Annotated in this window: 11 protein-coding genes; 8 read left to right on the top strand and 3 right to left on the bottom strand. The window is 74.7% G+C overall.

From position 1 onward, the window contains the following. The first annotated feature begins 91 nt into the window (after window positions 1-91). Window positions 92-1,900 (top strand): DUF3492 domain-containing protein, encoded by a 1,809-nt coding sequence (locus ABZ858_RS15715; protein WP_361377421.1) that lies wholly within the window; start codon window positions 92-94, stop codon window positions 1,898-1,900. 110 nt (window positions 1,901-2,010) lie between these two features. Here ABZ858_RS15715 and ABZ858_RS15720 read toward each other — a convergent pair whose 3' ends face one another. Next, window positions 2,011-2,295, bottom strand: a complete 285-nt coding sequence (locus ABZ858_RS15720; RefSeq protein WP_361378056.1) for a hypothetical protein — start codon at window positions 2,293-2,295, stop codon at window positions 2,011-2,013. On the opposite strand from ABZ858_RS15720, the gene ABZ858_RS15725 reads away from it, so the two are divergent. From ABZ858_RS15725 to moeZ, 4 genes are all read left to right on the top strand, one after another. Further along, entirely contained in the window at window positions 2,227-3,357 is a 1,131-nt protein-coding gene (locus ABZ858_RS15725; protein WP_361378011.1) for a hypothetical protein, read from the top strand. The genes ABZ858_RS15720 and ABZ858_RS15725 overlap by 69 nt on opposite strands. 348 nt (window positions 3,358-3,705) lie before the next feature. Continuing rightward, window positions 3,706-4,671 (top strand): NAD-dependent epimerase/dehydratase family protein, encoded by a 966-nt coding sequence (locus ABZ858_RS15730; protein WP_361377424.1) that lies wholly within the window; start codon window positions 3,706-3,708, stop codon window positions 4,669-4,671. Then, window positions 4,659-5,408 (top strand): spherulation-specific family 4 protein, encoded by a 750-nt coding sequence (locus tag ABZ858_RS15735; protein WP_361377427.1) that lies wholly within the window; start codon window positions 4,659-4,661, stop codon window positions 5,406-5,408. The genes ABZ858_RS15730 and ABZ858_RS15735 overlap by 13 nt, the downstream gene beginning before the upstream one ends. Before the next feature lie 63 nt (window positions 5,409-5,471). Beyond that, entirely contained in the window at window positions 5,472-6,650 is a 1,179-nt protein-coding gene (gene moeZ, locus ABZ858_RS15740) for an adenylyltransferase/sulfurtransferase MoeZ (RefSeq protein WP_361377430.1), read from the top strand. A gap of 322 nt (window positions 6,651-6,972) precedes the next feature. On the opposite strand, the gene ABZ858_RS15745 is transcribed toward moeZ, so the two are convergent. Then, window positions 6,973-8,517 (bottom strand): alpha/beta hydrolase, encoded by a 1,545-nt coding sequence (locus ABZ858_RS15745; RefSeq protein WP_361377433.1) that lies wholly within the window; start codon window positions 8,515-8,517, stop codon window positions 6,973-6,975. A 130-nt stretch (window positions 8,518-8,647) separates the two neighbouring features. Then, window positions 8,648-11,596, bottom strand: a complete 2,949-nt coding sequence (locus ABZ858_RS15750) for a lysylphosphatidylglycerol synthase transmembrane domain-containing protein (RefSeq protein WP_361377437.1) — start codon at window positions 11,594-11,596, stop codon at window positions 8,648-8,650. Window positions 11,597-11,781: 185 nt separating this feature from the next. Here ABZ858_RS15750 and ABZ858_RS15755 point away from each other — a divergent pair, with 185 nt between their 5' ends. The 3 genes from ABZ858_RS15755 to ABZ858_RS15765 all read left to right on the top strand — a co-directional run bounded on the left by ABZ858_RS15755 (window position 11,782) and on the right by ABZ858_RS15765 (window position 19,793). Continuing rightward, window positions 11,782-12,174, top strand: a complete 393-nt coding sequence (locus ABZ858_RS15755; RefSeq protein WP_361377440.1) for an MGMT family protein — start codon at window positions 11,782-11,784, stop codon at window positions 12,172-12,174. A gap of 327 nt (window positions 12,175-12,501) precedes the next feature. After that, the gene (locus ABZ858_RS15760) at window positions 12,502-15,855 is read left to right on the top strand and encodes an ATP-dependent DNA helicase (protein WP_361377443.1); all 3,354 of its coding nucleotides are present in this window, start codon (window positions 12,502-12,504) and stop codon (window positions 15,853-15,855) included. 305 nt (window positions 15,856-16,160) lie between these two features. Beyond that, entirely contained in the window at window positions 16,161-19,793 is a 3,633-nt protein-coding gene (locus ABZ858_RS15765; protein WP_361377446.1) for a UvrD-helicase domain-containing protein, read from the top strand. Window positions 19,794-19,798 lie beyond the last annotated feature (5 nt).

The raw sequence follows: 19,798 nt of genomic DNA on the forward strand, positions 1-19,798 counted from the left end.
AGCCGCCGATGCGACGGCGGCTCTCCACACGGGCGGCTCTCCACACGGAGAGAACGACGGAGAGAACGACGGAGAGAACGGGGGTGCACGCGTGCGCATCGGACTGGTGACGGAGGGCGGCTACCCGTACGTGGGTGGTGACGCCGGACCCTGGTGCGAACGGCTCGTGCGCGGGCTCGGACAGCACGAGTTCGACCTCTACGCGCTCAGCCGCAGCCGGCAGCAGGAGGACGACGGCTGGGTGCCGCTGCCCGATCAGGTGGCCCGGGTCCGTACGGCGCCCCTGTGGGCGGACGGTGACGACGGCGCGCGGCTCGGGCGCCGTGCGCGCCGGCGCTTCGCCGAGTACTACGGGGAACTGGCGGCCGCGCTCTGCACACCGGAGCCCGTCGGGGCCGGTGACGCGGGGGGACGGGCGGTTGATGACGCGGCGGGGCGGGCGGCCGGTGACGCGCCGGGGCGGGCGGCTGGTGATGCGGCGGGGCGCGGCGCCCAGGACCGCTCGGACCGGCAGGCGGACCGTTTCGCCAACGCGCTTTACGGACTCGCGGAACTCGCCCGCGACAGGGGCGGCCTGGCGGGCGCGCTCCGCTCGGAGACCGCCGTCCGCGCGCTGGAACACGCCGTCCGCGCGCCCGGCGCCCCGCGCGCCGTGCGCGAGGCGCGCGTCCCGGATCTCCTCGCGGTCGCCGCGCACCTGGAACGCGCCCTGCGCCCCCTCTCGCTCGACTGGTACGAGGACGACGGCCTCGGCGCCGCCGACCTCTGCCACACGGCCTCCGGCGGCACGGCCGCCCTGCCCGGACTGCTCGCCCGGCACTTCTGCGGGGTCCCCCTCCTGGTCACCGAGTACGGCTCCCCCCTGCGCTCCCACTACCTGGCCTCCGGCGCCGCCGGGACCGCCGCACCGGCCGTCCGCGCGCTGCTCGCCGCCTTCCACGGCAGGCTCGCCGCCGAGGTCTACCGCCGGGCGTCCCTGATCACCCACGGCAACGCCCACACCCGCCGCTGGCAGGAACGCTGCGGCGCCGACCGCGCCCGGCTGCGCACCGTCCACCCCGGCATGGACGCCGCCCCGTTCGCCGAGACCGGGGAGTCGCCCCAGGCCCCCGACCCGGACACGCTGGTGTGGGTCGGCCGCGTCGAGCCCGCCAAGGATCTGGTGTCCCTGCTGCACGCCTTCGCGGAAGTGCGCTGGGCGCACCCCCGCGCCCGGCTGCGGATCGTGGGCACGGCCGCCCCGAACGGTCCCGAAGCGGCCGCCTATCTGGGCCACTGCAAGGCCCTGGCCGCCCAGCTGTTCCCGGACGAGGCCGAGGGCCCGCACACCGTCGGTGACAATCCGGTCTCCTTCGAGGAGATCGGCGGCCCGGAGGCGCCCGCCCCCGCCGACGCCTACGCCTCGGGAGCCGTGACCGTCCTGTCGAGCGTGGTCGAGGGGTTCCCGGCCGGGCTCGTCGAGGCGATGTTCTGCGGCTGCGCGACGGTCTCCACGGACGTCGGCGCGGTCGTCGAGGTCATCGGCGGCACGGGACTGGTCGTGCCCCCGCGCAATCCGCGGGCGCTCGCGGAGGCGTGCGTCTCGCTGCTGCGCGACCCCGAGCGCCGTGCGCGCCTGGGCGCGGCCGCCCGCGCCCGCGCGCTCGAACTGTTCACCGTCGAGCAGAACATCGCGGCATTTCACGGCATTTACCTGGAGATCGTCTCGCACTGCCCGGTCCGGCGCGTCGTCCTGGACGAGTCCGGCGAGCCCCTGCCGTTCGCCGCCCCGGCCGAGTCCCATGTCCCCGGCCACTGGACCGGCCCCGCCGCCGCTCCCGCGCCCTCCGCCCCGGCCCGTGGGAGCGTCCCCGCCTGGGCGGCCGCCGCTCCCACCCGCGCCCCGGAGGCCGCCCGATGACCACTCCGAGAGAACCCGACCGCCCGTCCACCCCGGCGAGTCCCGGGGCCTGGGACGCGCAGTCGGCGGAGTGGCTGACACAGCGACCGGGCGAGCCCGCGGCCCGGCCGTCACCCGGCCCCCGAAACGGTGTCTCGCTGCGCAGACCGCCGCAACGGATCAGCCACCACACCGCCGGGCAGTTCGGACCCGATGCCGGCTCGGGGGGCGAGCGCGATCTGCGCCCCGGGGCCGCAGTGCTCGGTGGCGGTGTGGCGCGCGGCGGTGGCGCGGTGCTCGACGGTGGTGCGGCGCGCGGCGATGGCGCGGTGCGCGTCGGTGGCGCGGTGCCCGGCGGAGCGCCCCCCGCCGCGCCCCGGCGTGGTGCCGCCGACCCCGTCAAGGCGCTGATGCATCGCCACCGCGAGCTGTGCGAACAGGCCGTGGACCCGCTGGAGATCGCCGCGGGACTGGAGGCGCACGGGGTCACCGACCGTACCGCCGCCCGCTTCCGCCACCGTGACGTCTTCTCCCTCGCCGAGGAGATGTACGCCCGCGTCCCGCGCGACACCGGGCCCCCCGCGCCCCCGCGGGACCCCGCACCGGCCCGGGCGGGCATCGGCTGGATCGCGCTCAGCCTGCTGCCCGGCGCCCTGGGCGCGGCCATGGTCGCCGGGCTGCGCCTGACCGGGGGCCGGGTCCGGCTGGCGGTGGCCGGCGGCGGAATCCTCGCCGTCGCGCTGGCCGTGCGCGCCCTGTTCCGCCGGGGCCCACTGCGCCCGCGCGGTCACACCCCGCCCGGCACGCACACGTCCGGCACCCGCGTGTGGACGTACTGGCTGCTCGCCTACGCTCTCCTCGGTGACGGCCTGCTCGGCGCCGCCGTCGCGGGCGGCCCCGACGGACTGCCCGACGGCACCGCGTCCGGCCCCTGGCCGCTGACCGCCGCCCCGGTCCTGGCCCTCACTCTCGCCTGCGCCCCGGCGGCCTGGGCCTCCCGTCTGTTCACCGCGCGCGCCCGGCGAAGGCTGACGGCCAGCCGTGGCCTGGACGAGTTCACCGCCTCCCTGCGGCCCCTGCTCCTGTGGGTGTTCGGCCTGTTCCTGTGCGCTTTGGCCGCCCTGCTCGCGGTGTGCGGCACCGTGCTGCACGAGCCCGCCGGCTTCGCCCGGACACTCGCCCTGGGCGCGCTGCTGCTGCTCGCCCGCGTCCTCGTCAGCCACGGCTCCACCCATGCCCCGGCCGTCGCCCTCGGCGCCGCGGCCACCGCGGAGGCACTGGCCCAGGCGAGCGTCTTCGCCGGCCGCCTCCCGGGCTGCGACCCGCTCGCCGTCCCGGTCGACACCGTCGTGGACACCTGGGGCCCGGGAGCCGTACCGGCCCTCGCCTGCGCGGCGGTCGCGCTGGTCCTCCTGGTCCACGCGACCCGCACCCTGAGCAGGGCCTCGGCCCACGCGCGCGGGGAGGACCAGCAGTGACGGACACGAAGCGGTCCCTCGCGGCCCCCGGCCGTCCGAGGCCCGCGCGTGACGGACACCGAACGCTCCCGCCCGCCCGGAGCCACCACCCCCGTCCCGCACCCGGACATGCCGCACGGGCGGCGCGGGCCGCGCCCGCCGCCGCGCGCCACCGGCGCGTCCCCGCACGGACCCGCACCCGGCCGGAGCCGCAGGCGGAGCCGGCTCCCCGCCGGCCGCGGGCGTCCGGCCGCACGGCCGGAGCCGATCGCACCACCCCCTTGAAGGAGAACACCACATGACCACCGCCCGATCCGGCGCGTCCGGAGCATCCGGAGCCACCGGAGCGCACACCCCGGGAGCCGCCCGATGAGGGTTCTGCTGATCGGAGCAGGCGGGTACCTCGGCCGTTTCGTCGCCGACCGTCTGCTCGCCGACCCGGCCGTCCAGCTGACCGCCCTCGGCCGCGGTGACGACGCCGACGTACGCTTCGACCTCGCCACGGGCAGCCCCGGCGCGCTCACCCGCTTCCTCGACGCCGTCCACCCCGGCGTCGTCATCAACTGCGCCGGGGCCACCCGGGGCGGCGCCCGCGAACTCACCCGGCACAACACCGTCGCCGTCGCCACCGTCTGCGAGGCCCTGCGCCGCAGCGGCTGCGGTGCCCGCCTGGTACAGATCGGCTGCGGCGCCGAGTACGGGCCCAGCCAGCCCGGCTCCTCCACCGCCGAGGACGCCGTGCCCCGCCCCGGCGGCCCGTACGGGGTGAGCAAGCTCGCCGCGACCGAACTGGTCCTCGGCTCCGGCCTGGACGCCGTCGTGCTCCGCGTCTTCTCACCCGCCGGACCCGGCACCCCGGCGGGATCGCCGCTCGGCCGGCTCGCCGAGGCCATGCGGCGCGCCATGCAGTCCGGCGACAGCGACCTCAAACTCGGTGGCCTGGCCGCCCAGCGCGACTTCGTCGACGTCCGCGACGTGGCCCGCGCCGTGCACGCCGCCTCGCTCTCGGCCGCCCAGGGCGTCATCAACATCGGCTCCGGGCGCGCGGTCCGGCTGCGCGACGCCGCCTCGGTCCTCGCGCGCGTGGCCGGGTACGGCGGCTCGCTGCACGAGGTCGACGGACCGCCCGGCGGCGGCCACCTGCGGCCCACCATCGGGCACCCCCGCACCGACCCGGACCACCCCGCTCCGGTCGCGTACCCGTACCCCGACGGCTGCGGCAGCTGGCAGCAGGCCGATGTGCGCACCGCCCGCGACCGGCTCGGCTGGCGGCCCCGGATCAGCCTTGAGGAGTCCCTCGCGGACATCTGGATGGAGGCCGCATGCCGAATCTGACCGGCACCCCGGCGGGCACCGCCGGCACCGGCGTCCGCACCGGCCTCGGCGTCCCCGGCTGCGCGCACCCCCTGCTCGCCCCGGCCGAGTGGAACGCGCTCACCCGCCCCGGCGCACCCCTGCACTGGGTGATCCTCGACGTCGCCGGCGGCCCCGGTGTCCGGCCCGATCCGCACTGCCTGGACGCGGCCGGCCGGCTGCGCGACGCGGGCGTCCGGGTTCTCGGCCATCTCGACGCCGGGTACGGGACCCGGCCCCGCGCCGAACTGGCCGCCGACGCGCACCGCTACCTGGAGTGGTACCAGGTCGACGGCTTCCGCCTGGACCGCTGCCCCGCCGACCGCGAGGGGCTGCCCGAGACGCGCCGCACGGTGACGTCGCTGCGGGCGCTGCGGCCGGGCGCCCACATCGTCCTGGGGCACGGCACCCATCCCCACCCCGGTTACGCCGAGCACGCCGACCAGTTGGTGACCTTCGACGGACCGTGGCGCGACTACCGCTTCTCGCAGGTCGCGGAGTGGACCGCCGACCACCCGGCCGAGCGCTTCTGCCACTTCGTGCACGGTGTCCCGCGCGGCCATCTCGACGAGGCGCTGCGCGTCGCCCGCTGGCAGGGCGCGGGCACCGTCTGGTTCACCGACCGCACGGACCGCGGCGGACGCGCCGACCCCTGGGAGGGCCTGCCCGGCTACTGGGACGAAATCGTCTCGCGGGTCGGAACGGGTGTCTCGGAATGAAGGCGACCGTGGCAGTGTTACGAGGAGAACAAATGTAGTGATCGACCGACCAACGGAGTCCCCGTGTCGCTGCCACCCCTGGTCGAGCCGGCTTCCGAGCTCACCGTAGACGAGGTTCGCAGGTACTCCCGCCACCTGATCATCCCCGACGTGGGCATGGACGGGCAGAAGCGGCTGAAGAACGCCAAGGTGCTCTGTGTGGGCGCCGGCGGCCTGGGCTCGCCGGCGCTGATGTACCTGGCCGCGGCGGGCGTCGGCACGCTCGGCATCGTGGAGTTCGACGAGGTCGACGAGTCGAACCTGCAGCGCCAGATCATCCACAGCCAGGCCGACATCGGCCGCTCCAAGGCCGAGTCCGCGCGGGACACCGTCAAGGGCATCAACCCGTACGTGGACGTCGTCCTGCACGAGGAGCGGCTCGAAGCCGACAACGTGATGGACATCTTCGGCCAGTACGACCTGATCGTCGACGGCACGGACAACTTCGCGACCCGTTACCTGGTCAACGACGCGTGCGTGCTTCTCGGCAAGCCGTACGTGTGGGGTTCGATCTACCGCTTCGACGGCCAGGCGTCGGTCTTCTGGTCCGAGCACGGCCCCTGCTACCGCTGCCTCTACCCGGAGCCCCCGCCCCCCGGCATGGTCCCCTCCTGCGCCGAGGGCGGCGTCCTGGGCGTGCTGTGCGCGTCCATCGGCTCCATCCAGGTCAACGAGGCGATCAAGCTGCTCGCCGGCATCGGCGAGCCGCTGGTCGGCCGGCTGATGATCTACGACGCCCTGGAGATGCAGTACCGCCAGGTCAAGGTCCGCAAGGACCCCGACTGCGCGGTCTGCGGCGAGAACGCGACCGTCACCGAACTGATCGACTACGAGGCGTTCTGCGGCGTCGTCTCCGAGGAGGCCCAGGCGGCGGCCGCCGCCTCGACGATCACTCCCAAGCAGCTCAAGGAGTGGATCGACGAGGGCGAGAACATCGAGCTGATCGACGTCCGCGAGCCGAACGAGTTCGAGATCGTGGCCATCCCGGGCGCCCGCCTGATCCCGAAGAACGAGTTCCTCATGGGCAACGCCCTGGAGGGCCTCCCGCAGGACAAGAAGATCGTCCTGAACTGCAAGACGGGTGTCCGCAGTGCGGAAGTCCTCGCCGTCCTCAAGTCGGCCGGCTTCTCGGACGCCGTGCACGTCGGCGGCGGTGTGATCGGCTGGGTCAACCAGATCGAACCGCACAAGCCGGTCTACTGACCGCTCCTCCCGCCGCCCGGCGGGACACCGGAAGCCCATGGCCCCGACCCGTTCGGCGCCGTGGGCTTCCGGCGTCGCCGGGCCGGGCAGACGTCGCGGTCGCTGCCGTACGCACCGTCCCCCTCGCCCTTCCAGGTCAGACCCTCTTGCCGAGGGCATCGGCCACCGCACGAAACGCACCATCCCGCACCCCCCTGACGGGCTCCCGCGGATCGGCCGCCGGAAGCTGTCAGGCCATGGTAGGCGGGCCGAAAAGATTCCGTTACAGCCTGTGGATAACGCTCTGAGCTGCGGTTTTCCCGAGAAATCAGGGTCGGTTCCGCTAGCCGCACACCGTCCCGGCGGCGGGCACTCTCCCGTCCAGCAGATAGCCGTTCACCGCGTTCTGCACGCACTTGTCCTTGCTGTCGTACGCGCCGTGCCCCTGGCCCTTGTAGGTGAGTTCGACGGCCACGCCCTTGCCCAGGGCGTCCACCATCTTCCGCGCGCCCTCGTACGGCGTGGCCGGGTCGCCGGTGTTGCCGACGACGAGGATCGGCGCCGAGCCGGGTGCGCTCACATCGGGATGGTCGGCCGCGCCGGGCACCTTCCAGCCGGCGCAGCTGAGCATGGACCAGGCCAGGAAGTCCCCGAACAGCGGGGAGGCGGCCCGGAACTCGGGCAGTTTCCGCTCCACGTACGCGGTGCCGTACCGCTGCTTCTCGTCGGCGCAGTTGACGGCGGCGTTCGCCGCGCTGATGTTGCTGTACTCGCCGTTCTGGTCGCGGCCGTTCATCGCGTCGGAGAGCAGCATCAGGATCTGGCCGTCACCGGCGTACGCCTGTTGCAGTCCCTCGGTGAGCGGCTGCCACAGATCCTTGGAGTACAGGGCCTGGGCGACGCCGTTGGTCGCGGCCGTCTGGGTCAGGCGGCGGGGGAAGACACCGGGGATCGTCTTGGTGTCGAGGCTCTTGAGCAGGGCGGCGATACGGTTCTCCACGTCCTGCGCCGAGCTGCCGATGGGGCACTTGGTGCTCTTGGAGACGCAGTCGTGGGCGAAGTTGTCCATGGCCAGCTGGAATCCCCTGGCCTGCCCGAGCGAACTCTGCTCCGGGGTCTGCGTGGGATCGACGACCGCGTCGAGGACGGCGCGCCCGACGCGCCGGGGGAACAGGTGGGCGTAGACGCCGCCGAGTTCGGTGCCGTAGGAGATGCCGAAGTAGTGCAGCTTGGCATCGCCGAGCACCCGCCGCATCAGGTCCATGTCGCGGGCCGCGTCGGTGGTGCGCAGGTACGGGAGGATCTTCGCCGAGTTCTTCTCGCAGCCCGCGTTGAACCGCTCGGTGTTCCGCAGGTACGCGGCGCGCTCGGCGGCGTTGTCGGGCGTCGAGTCCTGCTGGAAGTACTGGTCGAGCTGCGGGTCGCTCTCGCAGGTGACGCCCGCGCTGCCGCCCACGCCGCGCGGGTCGAAGCTGACCAGGTCGTAGCGGGTGCGCAGGGTCGCGTAGTCCTGGGCGAACGCGGGCAGCGTGGTCACTCCGGAACCACCGGGGCCGCCGAAGTTGAAGATCAGCGAGCCGATGCGGGCGCCCGGCCCGCTCGCCCGCGCCCGGATCAGCGCGATGCCGATCGTGTCGCCCTTGGGCCTGTTCCAGTCCAGCGGTGCCTTCATGGTGGCGCACTGCCATCTGGCGCCGCCCGGCAGCGGGGACGGAGCGGCGCCGCCGCCCTGCGCGGCCGAGGGGGCCGCGCAGTCCGTCCAGTCCAGCTTCTGGGACGTCAGATCCCCGTGCCCGGCATCGACGCCGTCGCCGCAGCCCGCCAGGGCGCAGAGCAGCACGGCGGTTGCGGTCAGGGCGGCTGCGCGCAGCCCGCGCGGGTTCTGCATGCGTCCATCCTCACGCCGCGGACGGCCTCCCGCGCGGGACGCGGGCCGACCGGGCTACCCGGCGGCCCAGCAGCCCACCTTGCCGAGGAGCCCCCGCGGGTCGGGCCCGGAGGAGCCCTGCGGGGCTGACCTACAAGGCGCCCTTGCGGGTCAGGTGGTTGAAGGCCAGCCAGCCCGGCAGCACCGGAATCCACAGCGTCAGCAGCCGGAACATCAGCACCGCGGGCGCGGCGACCTCCTTGGGCAGGCCCACGGCGATCAGACCGACCGTGAGGGTCGCCTCCACCGCGCCCACTCCGCCCGGGGTCGGCGCGGCCGAGCCGAGCGCGTTGCCGGCGAGGAAGACCACGGCGACGCTGGCGATGCTCAGTGAGGTCGACTGGTCGCCGAACGCCCGGATGGAGGCGTCCAGGCACATCACGAAGCAGGCGGTGAGCAGCAGCATCCCGCCGATGCCGGTGACCAGCTTCTGCGGCCGCTGGAGCACGTCCAGCATCCGTGGCACCACACCCGCGAACAGCGAACGCACCCGGGTGACGACGAACTTCCGCAGGAACGGCACCGAGGTGACCACCAGGACCAGCACCGCGACGGTCAGCAGCCCGGCGATGACCGTCCGGGACGGCGACAGCGACGGCGTCTTCTCGGTGCCCGTCAGATAGCCGAAGGACAGCAGCATCAGGATGTGGCAGCCGAGCCCGAACAACTGGGACGCGCCGACGCTCGCCACCGCGAGCCCGGGGCGTACGCCGGCGCGTTGCAGGAAGCGCGTGTTGAGGGCCACGCCCCCGACCGCGGCCGGTGCCACGATCTTCACGAACGATCCGGCGACCTGCGCCGCCACGGTCCGCACGAACGGCACCCGCTCCGGCACGAACCCCAGCAGTGCCATCGCGGCGGCCACGTAGCTGAGCGCCGAGAACAGCACCGCCGCGATCAGCCAGCCCCACTGGACATGGACGAACAGCGTGTTGAACTCGATGTGGGTGAGCTGCGTGAGCAGGTAGTACGCGCCGATGGCGCCGGCGATGAGGCTGATCAGCGTGCGCGGCCTGACCCGCTCCAGGCGGGCCGGCTCGACCGGGGCCTGCGGCCTGATCCGCAGCACCTGATGGCGGATCTGCGTCAGCAGGTCCTCCTCGCGGGCCTCCTCTATGGCCTCGTCGATGGCCCGCTTCTCCGCCCGCGCCTCCGCGCGTACGGCCTTCTTGTCCGACTTCTTGTCCTGCTTGTCCTGTTTCTCCTGCTTCTCCAGGACGACGCCGGCCTTCGGGGCGGAGACTTTCTCGGTGCCTTCGGTGCCTTCGGCGTCCTCCGTGCCCTCGGCGCCGGATTGCTGCGCCGCGTGCTCCAGGCGGGCCTGCTTGGCCTGCCGGGACGCCTCCAGGACCGCGTCACGCTCCCGCTCCGCGCGCTCGCGCGCGAGCCTGCGCAGCGTCGCGCGCGTGGAGCGGGTCAGGGCGATCGGCTGCAGCATCGGCAGGCAGTCGGCGACCGCGTCCGGCCCCAGCACGCCGACCGCCGAGGCGACGGCACGCTCGGCGCCCACCCGGAGACCGAGCGTCGTGACCAGCTGGGCGATGTCCATGCGCAGCAGCAGGTCACCGGCGGCGATCTCGCCGCCGCGCAGATCGGTGAGGATCACCTTGCCGGAACGATCCACCACGATCGCGTCACCCGCCAGCCTGCGGTGCGCGATGCGCCGCGACTGCAACGCCCGCACCTGATGCCAGGTGTGGCGCAGCAGCTCGTCGGTGATCTCCTCGTCCGCCAGCGAGTCCAGGGTGCGCCCACCGGTGTGCTCGTAGACCAGCATCACGGCGTCGGGACCCAGCTCGGAGGTCGCGATCAGCTTCGGCGCGTTGGCCCCGGCCGCGATGGCCGCGTACGCGAGCAGCGCCTCCTGCTCCAGGGCCTGGCGCAGCGACTGGAGGCTGCTGCGGGTGGCGAAACCGCGCAGGGTGATGTTGCGCCACACCCGGTAGAAGAAGCCCTGTGCCTGCTGCTCGCGGTCGACGACCGTGACGTCCAGCGGCGGGCCGTCCTCCAGGGTGACGAAGTAGCGCCGGCCGCGGTCGCCGTTCTCCGCGGTGGTCTCCGTCGCCTCCTCGCGGGCGGCGCTGACCGGGTGGAAGCCGACGGTCTGCAGTCCCGCCATCAGCGTCCGCCCGGTGGGACGGGCGTTCGGCGAGCCGACCGCGTACAGGGTGCCGTAGGCGAGGGTCCAGCCGATCAGCACCGTCAGGATGATCGAGAACGGAGTCGTGTAACCGGTGACCAGCATGGAGAAGGCGTCCAGCAGCAGCACGATCCACAGCACCGAGCGCCAGCGCGGTCTGCGGGACATGCCGACCGCCGTCATGTACGCGATGACCGGGGCGAGATAGCCGTGCACCGGGTCGGTGAGCGCGTGCAGGTCGCCGGGGGAGGGCTGGGTGAGCGCCTCCTGGATGGAGTGCGGGGCGGCCTTGGCCACCCACAGGTCGGTGGCGAGCGTCACCCCGTGCGCGAGGACCGCCGCCAGCACGCCGTCGGCGATGCGCAGTCCGTCGCGTTTGATCAGGCGTTCGATCGCGAAGGCGACGGGCACCAGCAGGATCGCGATGCTGGAGACCAGCCCGGCGATCTTGATGAGCAGGTCCGGTGCCTGCCCGGTGCCCTTGTTGATGTCCTGTTCGAGGCCCGAGGTCGTGCCGTGCGCGAACGCGGCGATGGCGAGGAGGACGGCGATGGCGAGCACGCCCACCAGGAGCCGCATCAGGTCCGAGGGGCGGTGCACGCGCGCGGGGAGCAGCGGTTCGTCGCCCTCCACCTCGTCGATGTGCGCCACGTCGGCGCTCCCGTCGGGCTTCTTGTCCGCCGGGACCGCGTCCGGGCCGTCCTTGCGGCCGCTGCCATCACTGCCATCGCCGCCATCGCCGTCGTCGGCACAGTCCGTGCGGTCCGTGTCTTCTGCGCGGTCCGCGTCTTCCGTACCGGTCTCACGGCCGCCGCCGCGGCGCGCGCCGTCGGCATCCGGGCGCGACGAGACCCCAGAGGTGCCCTCCGCGCCGTCGGGGTGCACACCCTGCTGCTTCATGGTCTCTTCTTGGTCTCGTATCACCGGTCACCGCCCGCACGATGGTGGCATGCCCCACCGACACACAGGGGCATCAGGGTGCATATGCGGGTCCGACAGTCTGCCCGAAGCGCCGCCCTGGGGCGAGGGTGACGCCCTGTGACATGCGGGTCGCCCTGTCGGTGGCGTGGTGCAGGATGGGACGGATGAGCGAAGTGAGCCTTCCGGACGACGGCCGCCAAGACCCTGCGGGCGCGCTGCCCGAGTACGCCGAGCGGGTGCTGGAGGTCGCCGAGCTGATCCCGCCGGGCCGCGTCATGACGTACGGGGACGTCGCGGAGTGGCTGGAGGAGGGCGGCCCCCGCCAGGTCGGCCGGGTGATGGCCCTGTACGGCGGCGCCGCCCCGTGGTGGCGGGTCGTCCGCGCGGACGGCGTCCTGCTCCCGGGCCACGAACTGCGGGCGCTCGCCCACTACCGCGCCGAAGGCACGCCGCTGAAGGAGGCGGGCAGGGCGGCCGAGGGTCACCTGCCCCGGCTCGACATGAGACGGGCCCGCTGGGACGGCGACGGCGGCGAACGTGCGCAGGGTCACACCTGACAGCTTCCGCCATCCGGCGGGCCGAGCGGGAGTGCCCGACCCGTACGGGCGAATCCGGGCACGTCCGCGCAATGCCGTACGTTCGTGCGTCGAGGGACACGCGTGGCGGATGCGCCCGAGTTGACCGCGGTGCGGCACGGGAAGAAGGTGCGGCACGGGAAGAAGGGGAAGCCCTGCTTCCGAGGCCCGCGTCGGCGTAGCGTCGGCCGCACGCGCCTCCCTCACCCCGCGGCCACCGCCCGCCCCGTCCGGCGGCGGCCCGAGCCCGCGGCCCTTCGCACCGGCCGTGCCAGACCCCCCGTACACCCACCAGGACCGGCGAACCACGTGAGCTCCTCTTCCTCTCCCAGCCGCCTGGCGCACCCCGAGGTGCGCCAGGGGAACCGTGGCGCTTACCGACTGGTGCGTACCCCGCCGGCCAGGCCGGACCCCCCTCGTCTGGACGCCGCCCAGCACGCCGTGGTTGAGCACCGGTCCGGCCCGCTGCTCGTCCTGGCCGGCCCCGGCACCGGCAAGACCACCACCTTGGTCGAGTCCGTGGCCGCGCGCGTCGCCGCCGGGCAGGACCCCGAACGGATCCTGGTGCTCACCTTCAGCCGCAGGGCGGCCATGGAGTTGCGCGACCGCATGGCGGCGCGCACCGGGGCGGCGCGCGCCCCCCGGGCGACCACCTTCCACTCGTTCTGCTACGCCCTGGTCCGCGCCCACCAGGACAGCGGCCTGTTCGTGGAGCCGCTGCGCCTGCTGTCCGGACCCGAGCAGGACGTCACCGTGCGCGACCTCCTGGCGGGCCAGGTCGACCTGGGGCGGCTGGGCCTCGCGCACGTGCGCTGGCCGGACGAGCTGCGCGCCTGCCTGACCACCCGCGGCTTCGCCGACGAGGTCCGCGCGGTCCTCGCCCGCAGCCGTGAGCTGGGCCTGGGCGCCGACGCCCTGGCGGCGTTCGCCCGCCGCATCGGCCGCCCCGACTGGCAGGCCGCTGCCGCCTTCCTCGCCGAGTACCTCGACGTCCTCGACCTCCAGGGCGTGCTCGACTACGCCGAACTCGTCCACCGCGCGGTCCTGCTCGCCCGCCGCCCCGAGGTCGCCGAACGGCTCGCCGCGCGGTACGACGCGGTCTACGTCGACGAGTACCAGGACACCGACCCGGCCCAGGTGCGGCTGCTGCGGGCGCTGGCCGGGGACGGCCGGACCCTGCTCGCCTTCGGCGACCCCGACCAGTCGATCTACGCGTTCCGGGGCGCCGACGTCAACGGCATCCTGGAGTTCCCGCGGGCGTTCCCGCGCGCGGACGGCCGTCCGGCGCCCGTCGCGGTGCTGCGCACCTCCCGCCGCTCGGGCGGCACGCTGCTCGCCGCGACCCGCCTGCTGACCCGGCGCATGCCGCTCACCCGCCTCCCCGCCGACAAGGTCCGCGCCCACCGGGAGCTGACCGCGGTACGGGACGGCGGCCGCGTCGAGGTCCACACGTACCCGACGGCGGGCACCGAGGTGGACAACATCGCCGACATCCTGCGCCGCGCCCACCTGGAGGACGGCCTCCCCTGGAGCGACATGGCCGTGCTGGTGCGGGCCGGCGCCCGCACCATACCGACGCTGCGCCGCGCGCTGACGGCGGCCGGCATCCCCCTGGACATCGACGGCGACGACCTGCCCCTGCGCCACGAACCGGCGGTGGCCCCGCTGCTGACCGCCCTGCGCGCGGTGGCGACGGCGGAGGCGGCACGGCCGCCGGTCCACGGCGAGGGGGAAGCGCAGCCGGCCGCCGGTGCGGAGTCCCCGGCGGCCGAGGACGCCCCGGCCCCCTGCTGGCTGGACACCGAGACCGCCCTCACCCTCCTCGCCTCGCCGCTCGCCGGCATGGACACCGCCGACCTGCGCCGCCTGGGCCGCGCCCTGCGCGAGGAGGAACGGGCCGCGGGCGACCCCCTGCCGCCGCCCTCGGACGAACTGCTCGCCCGGGCGCTCGCCGAACCGGAGCGCCTGGTCACGCACGACCCCGCGTACGCGCGCGGGGCCCAGCGTCTCGGCGCGCTGCTCAGGAAGGCCAGGGAGCGCCTGGCGGGCGGCGGCAGCGCCGAGGAGGCGCTGTGGGACCTGTGGGAGGGCACGCCGTGGCCCGGACGCCTGGAGCGGGCCGCCCGGCGCGGCGGCGCGGCGGGCCGCAACGCCGACCGGGACCTGGACGCCGTGTGCGCGCTGTTCGCGACCGCGGCCCGCGCCGAGGAACGCACCGGCGGCCGGGGCGCCCTGAACTTCCTGGAGGAGATCGACGCCCAGGACATCGCCGCCGACACGCTCACCCGGCGCGCCCTGCGCCCCGACGCGGTACGCCTGATGACGGCGCACCGCTCCAAGGGCCTGCAATGGCGCCTCGTCGTCGTCGCGGGCGTCCAGGAGGGGCTGTGGCCGGACCTGCGCCGCCGCGGCTCCCTGCTGGAGGCCGACCGCATCGGCCGCGACGGCCTCGCCGAACCGCTCACCCCGGGCGCCCTGCTGGCGGAGGAACGGCGGCTGTTCTACGTGGCCGCCACGCGCGCGCGTGAACGGCTGGTCGTGACCGCCGTGAAGGCGCCCGCGGACGACGGCGACCAGCCCTCCCGCTTCCTGACCGAACTCGGCGTCGAGCCCCAGGACGTCACCGGCCGCCCCCGCCGCCCGCTGTCCGTGGCGGCCCTGGTCGCCGAACTGCGCGCCACGACCGTCGACCCGCGCGTCTCCGACACCCTGCGGCAGGCCGCCGCGCACCGGCTGGCCCGGCTCGCCGCGCTCGCCGACGAGGACGGCCGCCCGCTGGTCCCCGCGGCCCACCCCTACCGCTGGTGGGGCATGGACGCGCCCACCGAGAGCAAGGTGCCGCTGCGCGACCGCGACCAGCCCGTGGTGCTCTCCGGCAGCGCCCTCGACCAGCTCGCCAACACCTGCGCCCTCCAGTGGTTCCTCGGCCGCGAGGTGAAGGCCGACGCGCCCGCGAGCGCCGCCCAGGGCTTCGGCAACGTGGTGCACGTCCTGGCCGACGAGGTCGCCTCCGGCCGGACCCCCGCCGACCTCGCCGTCCTCATGGAACGCCTGGAGACCGTCTGGAACGCCCTCGCCTTCGACGCGCCGTGGAAATCGCGGCAGGAGCGGGAGAACGCACGCGTGGCGCTCGAACGCTTCCTGAAGTGGCACGTCATGGACCGCGCGGGCCGTACGCCCGTGGCCGGCGAGCACGACTTCGACGTCACCCTGGAGGCGGGCGGCCACCAGGTGCGCGTCCGCGGCTCCATGGACCGGGTCGAGGCGGACGGCGAGGGCCGTGCCTACGTCGTCGACTTCAAGACCGGCAAGCAGGCGCCCACGGGCGCGGAGGTGGCCCGCCATCCGCAGCTCGCCGTCTACCAGCTGGCCGTCCGCGAGGGCGCCGTCGACGAGGTCTTCGACGGCGGGCGCCCCGAGCCGGGCGGCGCCGAACTCGTCCAGCTCCGCCAGGGCGCGGCCGTCCGCGACGGCGGCGACAGCCTGCCCAAGGTGCAGGTCCAGGAGCCCCTGGAGGGCGAGTGGGTGGGCAAGCTGCTGGCCAACGCCGCCGGCAAGGTGCTCGACGAACGGTTCACGCCGACCGCCGGACAGCACTGCGCCCACTGCGCCTTCCGGGCCTCGTGCAGCGCGCGGCCGGAGGGACGGCACGTCGTCGAGTGACGCGGGCGGCGGCGGGGCGCGGGGTCGCGGAGCGCGGACGGACCGGCCCGTGTGACGCATCCCGCCGACTGCTCCGACCGGTCCGCGTGCCCCGTCCCGTCGACTGCTCAAAGCGGCCCGCGTGCCCCGTCCCGCCGGTCCCGTCGACTGCTCAGAGCGGCCCGCGTGCCCCGTCCCGCCGGTCCCGCCGACTGCTCAGAGCGGCCCGCGTGACGCATCCCACCACCGGCTCCGACCTGCGCGTATCCCGAATTCGGGCGGTGCTCCGGCGCCCGTTGTCAGTGGCCGCCGCTAGCCTCTTCGTCGTGCCCGCCCGTATCACCGATCCCGAGCAGCTCAAGGAGCTTCTCGGGATTCCCTTCACCCCGGAGCAGACGGCCTGCATCGTCGCGCCGCCCGCCCCGCAGGTCATCGTGGCCGGCGCCGGGTCCGGCAAGACCACGGTGATGGCCGCCCGGGTGGTGTGGCTGGCCGGCACCGGCCAGGTCGCCCCCGAGCAGGTCCTCGGCCTGACCTTCACCAACAAGGCGGCCGGCGAGCTGGCCGAGCGGGTGCGCACGGCACTGGTCCGGGCCGGTGTCACCGACCCCGACGCCATCGACCCGGACAACCCGCCGGGCGAGCCGGTGATCTCCACCTACCACGCCTTCGCCGGGCGCCTGCTGACCGACCACGGCCTGCGCATCGGCCTGGAGCCCACCACCCGCCTGCTCGCCGACGCCACCCGCTACCAGCTCGCCGCACGCGTGCTGCGCGAGGCCCCCGGTCCGTTCCCGGCGCTGACCCGTTCCTTCGCCGACCTGGTCGGTGACCTCCTCGCGCTCGACGCCGAACTCGCCGAGCACCTCGTACGCCCCGAGGACCTGCGCGCCTGGGACGCCGGACTGCTGCGCACCCTGGCGGGTGCCAAGCTGTCCAACGCCGACCTGCGCAAGGTCCCCGAGACGGCCGCCGCCCGCCGGGACCTGGCCGACCTGGTGCTGCGCTACCGGGCCGCCAAGCGCGAACGGGACGTGCTCGACTTCGGGGACCAGATCGCCCTGGCGGCCCGGCTCGCCCAGCTCCCGGAGGTCGGCCGCGCCCTGCGCGAGGACTTCCGCGTCGTCCTGCTCGACGAGTACCAGGACACCTCGGTCGCCCAGCGCATCCTGCTGGCCGGCCTGTTCGGCGGCGGCACCGGCCACCCCGTCACCGCCGTCGGTGACCCCTGCCAGGCCATCTACGGCTGGCGCGGCGCGTCCGTCGCCAACCTCGACGACTTCCCCGAGCACTTCCCGCACGCCGACGGCCGCCCCGCCACCCGCCAGGCGCTCAGCGAGAACCGGCGCAGCGGCGGCCGCCTCCTCGACCTCGCCAACCGGCTCGCCGAGCCGCTGCGCGCGATGCACGCGGGCGTGGCCGCCCTGCGCCCCGCCCCCGGCGCCGAACGCGACGGCCAGGTGCGCTGCGCCCTGCTGCGCACCCACGCCGAGGAGATCGACTGGATCGCCGACTCGATCGCCCACCTCGTACGCACCGGGAAGGCACCCGGGGAGATCGCCGTCCTGTGCCGCACGGCGACCGACTTCGCCGAGATCCAGGGCGCCCTCGTCGCCCGTGACGTCCCGGTCGAGGTGGTCGGCCTGTCCGGGCTGCTGCACCTGCCCGAGGTGGCCGACCTCGTCGCCGTCTGCGAGGTGCTCCAGGACCCCGGCGCCAACGCCTCCCTGGTACGGCTGCTGACCGGCCCGCGCTGGCGTATCGGCCCGCGCGACCTCGCGCTCCTGGGCCGCCGGGCCAGGCTGCTCGTCGCGCACGCGCGCGTGGCCGGCGACGACGACCAGGACCGCAGGCTCGCCGAGGCCGTCGAAGGCGTCGACCCCGCCGAGGTGGTCTCGCTCGCCGACGCCCTCGACACGTTCCTTGAGTCACCGATGGACGGCCGCGGGGACGACGACGGGCTGCCGTTCTCACCGGACGCGCGCGTGCGCTTCGCGCGGCTCGCCGCCGAACTGCGCGACCTGCGCCGCTCCCTGTCCGACCCGCTGATGGACGTCCTGCACCGGGTCCTGGCCGTGACCGGCCTGGAGGTGGAGCTGTCGGCGTCCCCGCACGCCCTGGCCGCCCGCCGCCGCGAGACCCTGTCGAACTTCCTGGACGTCGCCGCCGCCTTCGCCGCCCAGGAGAATCAGGCGAGCCTGCTGGCCTTCCTCGCCTTCCTGCGCACCGCCGCCCAGTACGAGAAGGGCCTCGACAACGCGCTGCCCGGCGGCGAGAACACCGTCAAGGTGCTCACCGCGCACCGCTCCAAGGGCCTGGAGTGGGACGTCGTCGCCGTCCCCGGCCTGGTCACCGGTACCTTCCCCAGCGGGCAGGGCCGCGAGAAGTGGACCAGCCAGGGCAAGGTCCTCCCGCACGCCCTGCGCGGCGACGCCGACACCCTGCCCGACATCGCCGGCTGGGACGCGCGCGGCATGAAGGCCTTCCACGAGGCCATGAAGGACCACCAGCACACCGAGGAGCTGCGCCTGGGCTACGTCACCTTCACCCGCCCCCGCTCCCTGCTGCTGGGCTCCGGGCACTGGTGGGGGCCGAGCCAGAAGAAGTCCCGCGGCCCCTCCGACTTCCTCCGGGCCCTGTACGACCACTGCGCCGCCGGACACGGCGAGATCGAGGTATGGGCGGACGAACCCGAGGAGGGCGAGGAGAACCCCGCCCTGCACCGGTCCGACGCCGATCAGGTCTGGCCCCTTCCCCTGGACGAGGCCGCCCTGGCCCGCCGCCGCGCCGCCGCCGCGACCGTCCTGGCCCACCTGGACGCCCTCACCGCGCGCGCGGAGGACCGTCCGCGCGCCGCGCACGACCCGGACGCCCACGACGACCCCGACTGGCCCCCGCCCCCGGAGGACGACGAGCCGCCTTTCGACGAGCTGCCCTATGACGAGCCCCCCTATGACGATCCGTCCTACGACGATCCGTCCTACGACGATCCCTCGTACGACGACCCCTCCTACGCCGCATCGCCCCACGGCGAGGACGCGCCCCCAGAGGGCGACCCGGGCGACCGGGACGCCTGGACCAGCGACCGCCCCACCGTCCCGCACCAGGCCACGCCACCGGACGCGCACCCGCCGCTCCGGCCGGAGCCCGAGTCGCGACCACAGCCGCGACCGCGGTCGGAGCCCGAGCCGCAACCCGAGCCCCTCACCGCCGAGGAGGCCCGCGTCATCGCCTCCTGGGACCGCGACCTCGACGCGCTCGCCGGGGAGCTGCGCCGCGCCCGGCAGAGCGTCACCGACGTCCCCCTGCCGGCCGCGCTGACCGCCACCCAGCTGATACGCCTGGCCGCCGACCCGGACGCCTTCGCCCGGGAACTCGCGCGCCCCATGCCGCGCCCCCCGCAGCCCGCGGCGCGCCGCGGCACCCGCTTCCACGCCTGGGTGGAGACGCGCTTCGAAGCGCTCACGCTGCCCATGCTGGAGCCCGAGGAGCTGCCCGGCTCGGACGCCGAGATCGCCGACGAACGCGACCTGGAAGCCCTCAAGGAGGCGTTCGAACGCACGGAGTACGCGCACCGCACGCCCCACCGGGTGGAGATCCCCGTCCAGCTGGAGATCGCCGGCCGGGTCGTCCGCGGCCGGATCGACGCCGTCTACCAGGAGGGCGACGGCCAGGAGACGACGTACGAGATCGTGGACTGGAAGACGAACCAGGCGCGGAGTGCCGACCCGCTCCAGCTCGCCGTGTACCGGCTGGCCTGGGCCGAGCGGCAGGGCGTGCCCCTGGAGCGGGTCGGGGCCGCCTTCGTGTACGTGCGCACCGGAGAGGTCGTACGGCCCGCGAACCTGCCGGACCGGGCCGCGCTGGAGCGGCTGCTGCTCGGCGAACCCCAGGCCGGGCCGCCGGCCGGGCCGCGGTGTGACGAACCGCCCGAACAGGATGTCCGCACGGGCCGATAGGCTCG

Origin of the sequence: Streptomyces sp. NPDC047017 (assembly GCF_040644175.1) — a bacterium.
Lineage (GTDB): Bacteria > Actinomycetota > Actinomycetes > Streptomycetales > Streptomycetaceae > Streptomyces.

What these genes read in the sequence shown, in the direction of transcription:
- ABZ858_RS15745 (WP_361377433.1), bottom strand. Translation starts at nt 8,517, where the DNA reads ATGCAGAACCCGCGCGGGCTGCGCGCAGCCGCCCTGACCGCAACCGCC.
- ABZ858_RS15730 (WP_361377424.1), top strand. Translation starts at nt 3,706, where the DNA reads ATGAGGGTTCTGCTGATCGGAGCAGGCGGGTACCTCGGCCGTTTCGTC.
- ABZ858_RS15720 (WP_361378056.1), bottom strand. Translation starts at nt 2,295, where the DNA reads ATGCATCAGCGCCTTGACGGGGTCGGCGGCACCACGCCGGGGCGCGGC.
- ABZ858_RS15750 (WP_361377437.1), bottom strand. Translation starts at nt 11,596, where the DNA reads ATGAAGCAGCAGGGTGTGCACCCCGACGGCGCGGAGGGCACCTCTGGG.
- ABZ858_RS15735 (WP_361377427.1), top strand. Translation starts at nt 4,659, where the DNA reads ATGCCGAATCTGACCGGCACCCCGGCGGGCACCGCCGGCACCGGCGTC.
- ABZ858_RS15755 (WP_361377440.1), top strand. Translation starts at nt 11,782, where the DNA reads ATGAGCGAAGTGAGCCTTCCGGACGACGGCCGCCAAGACCCTGCGGGC.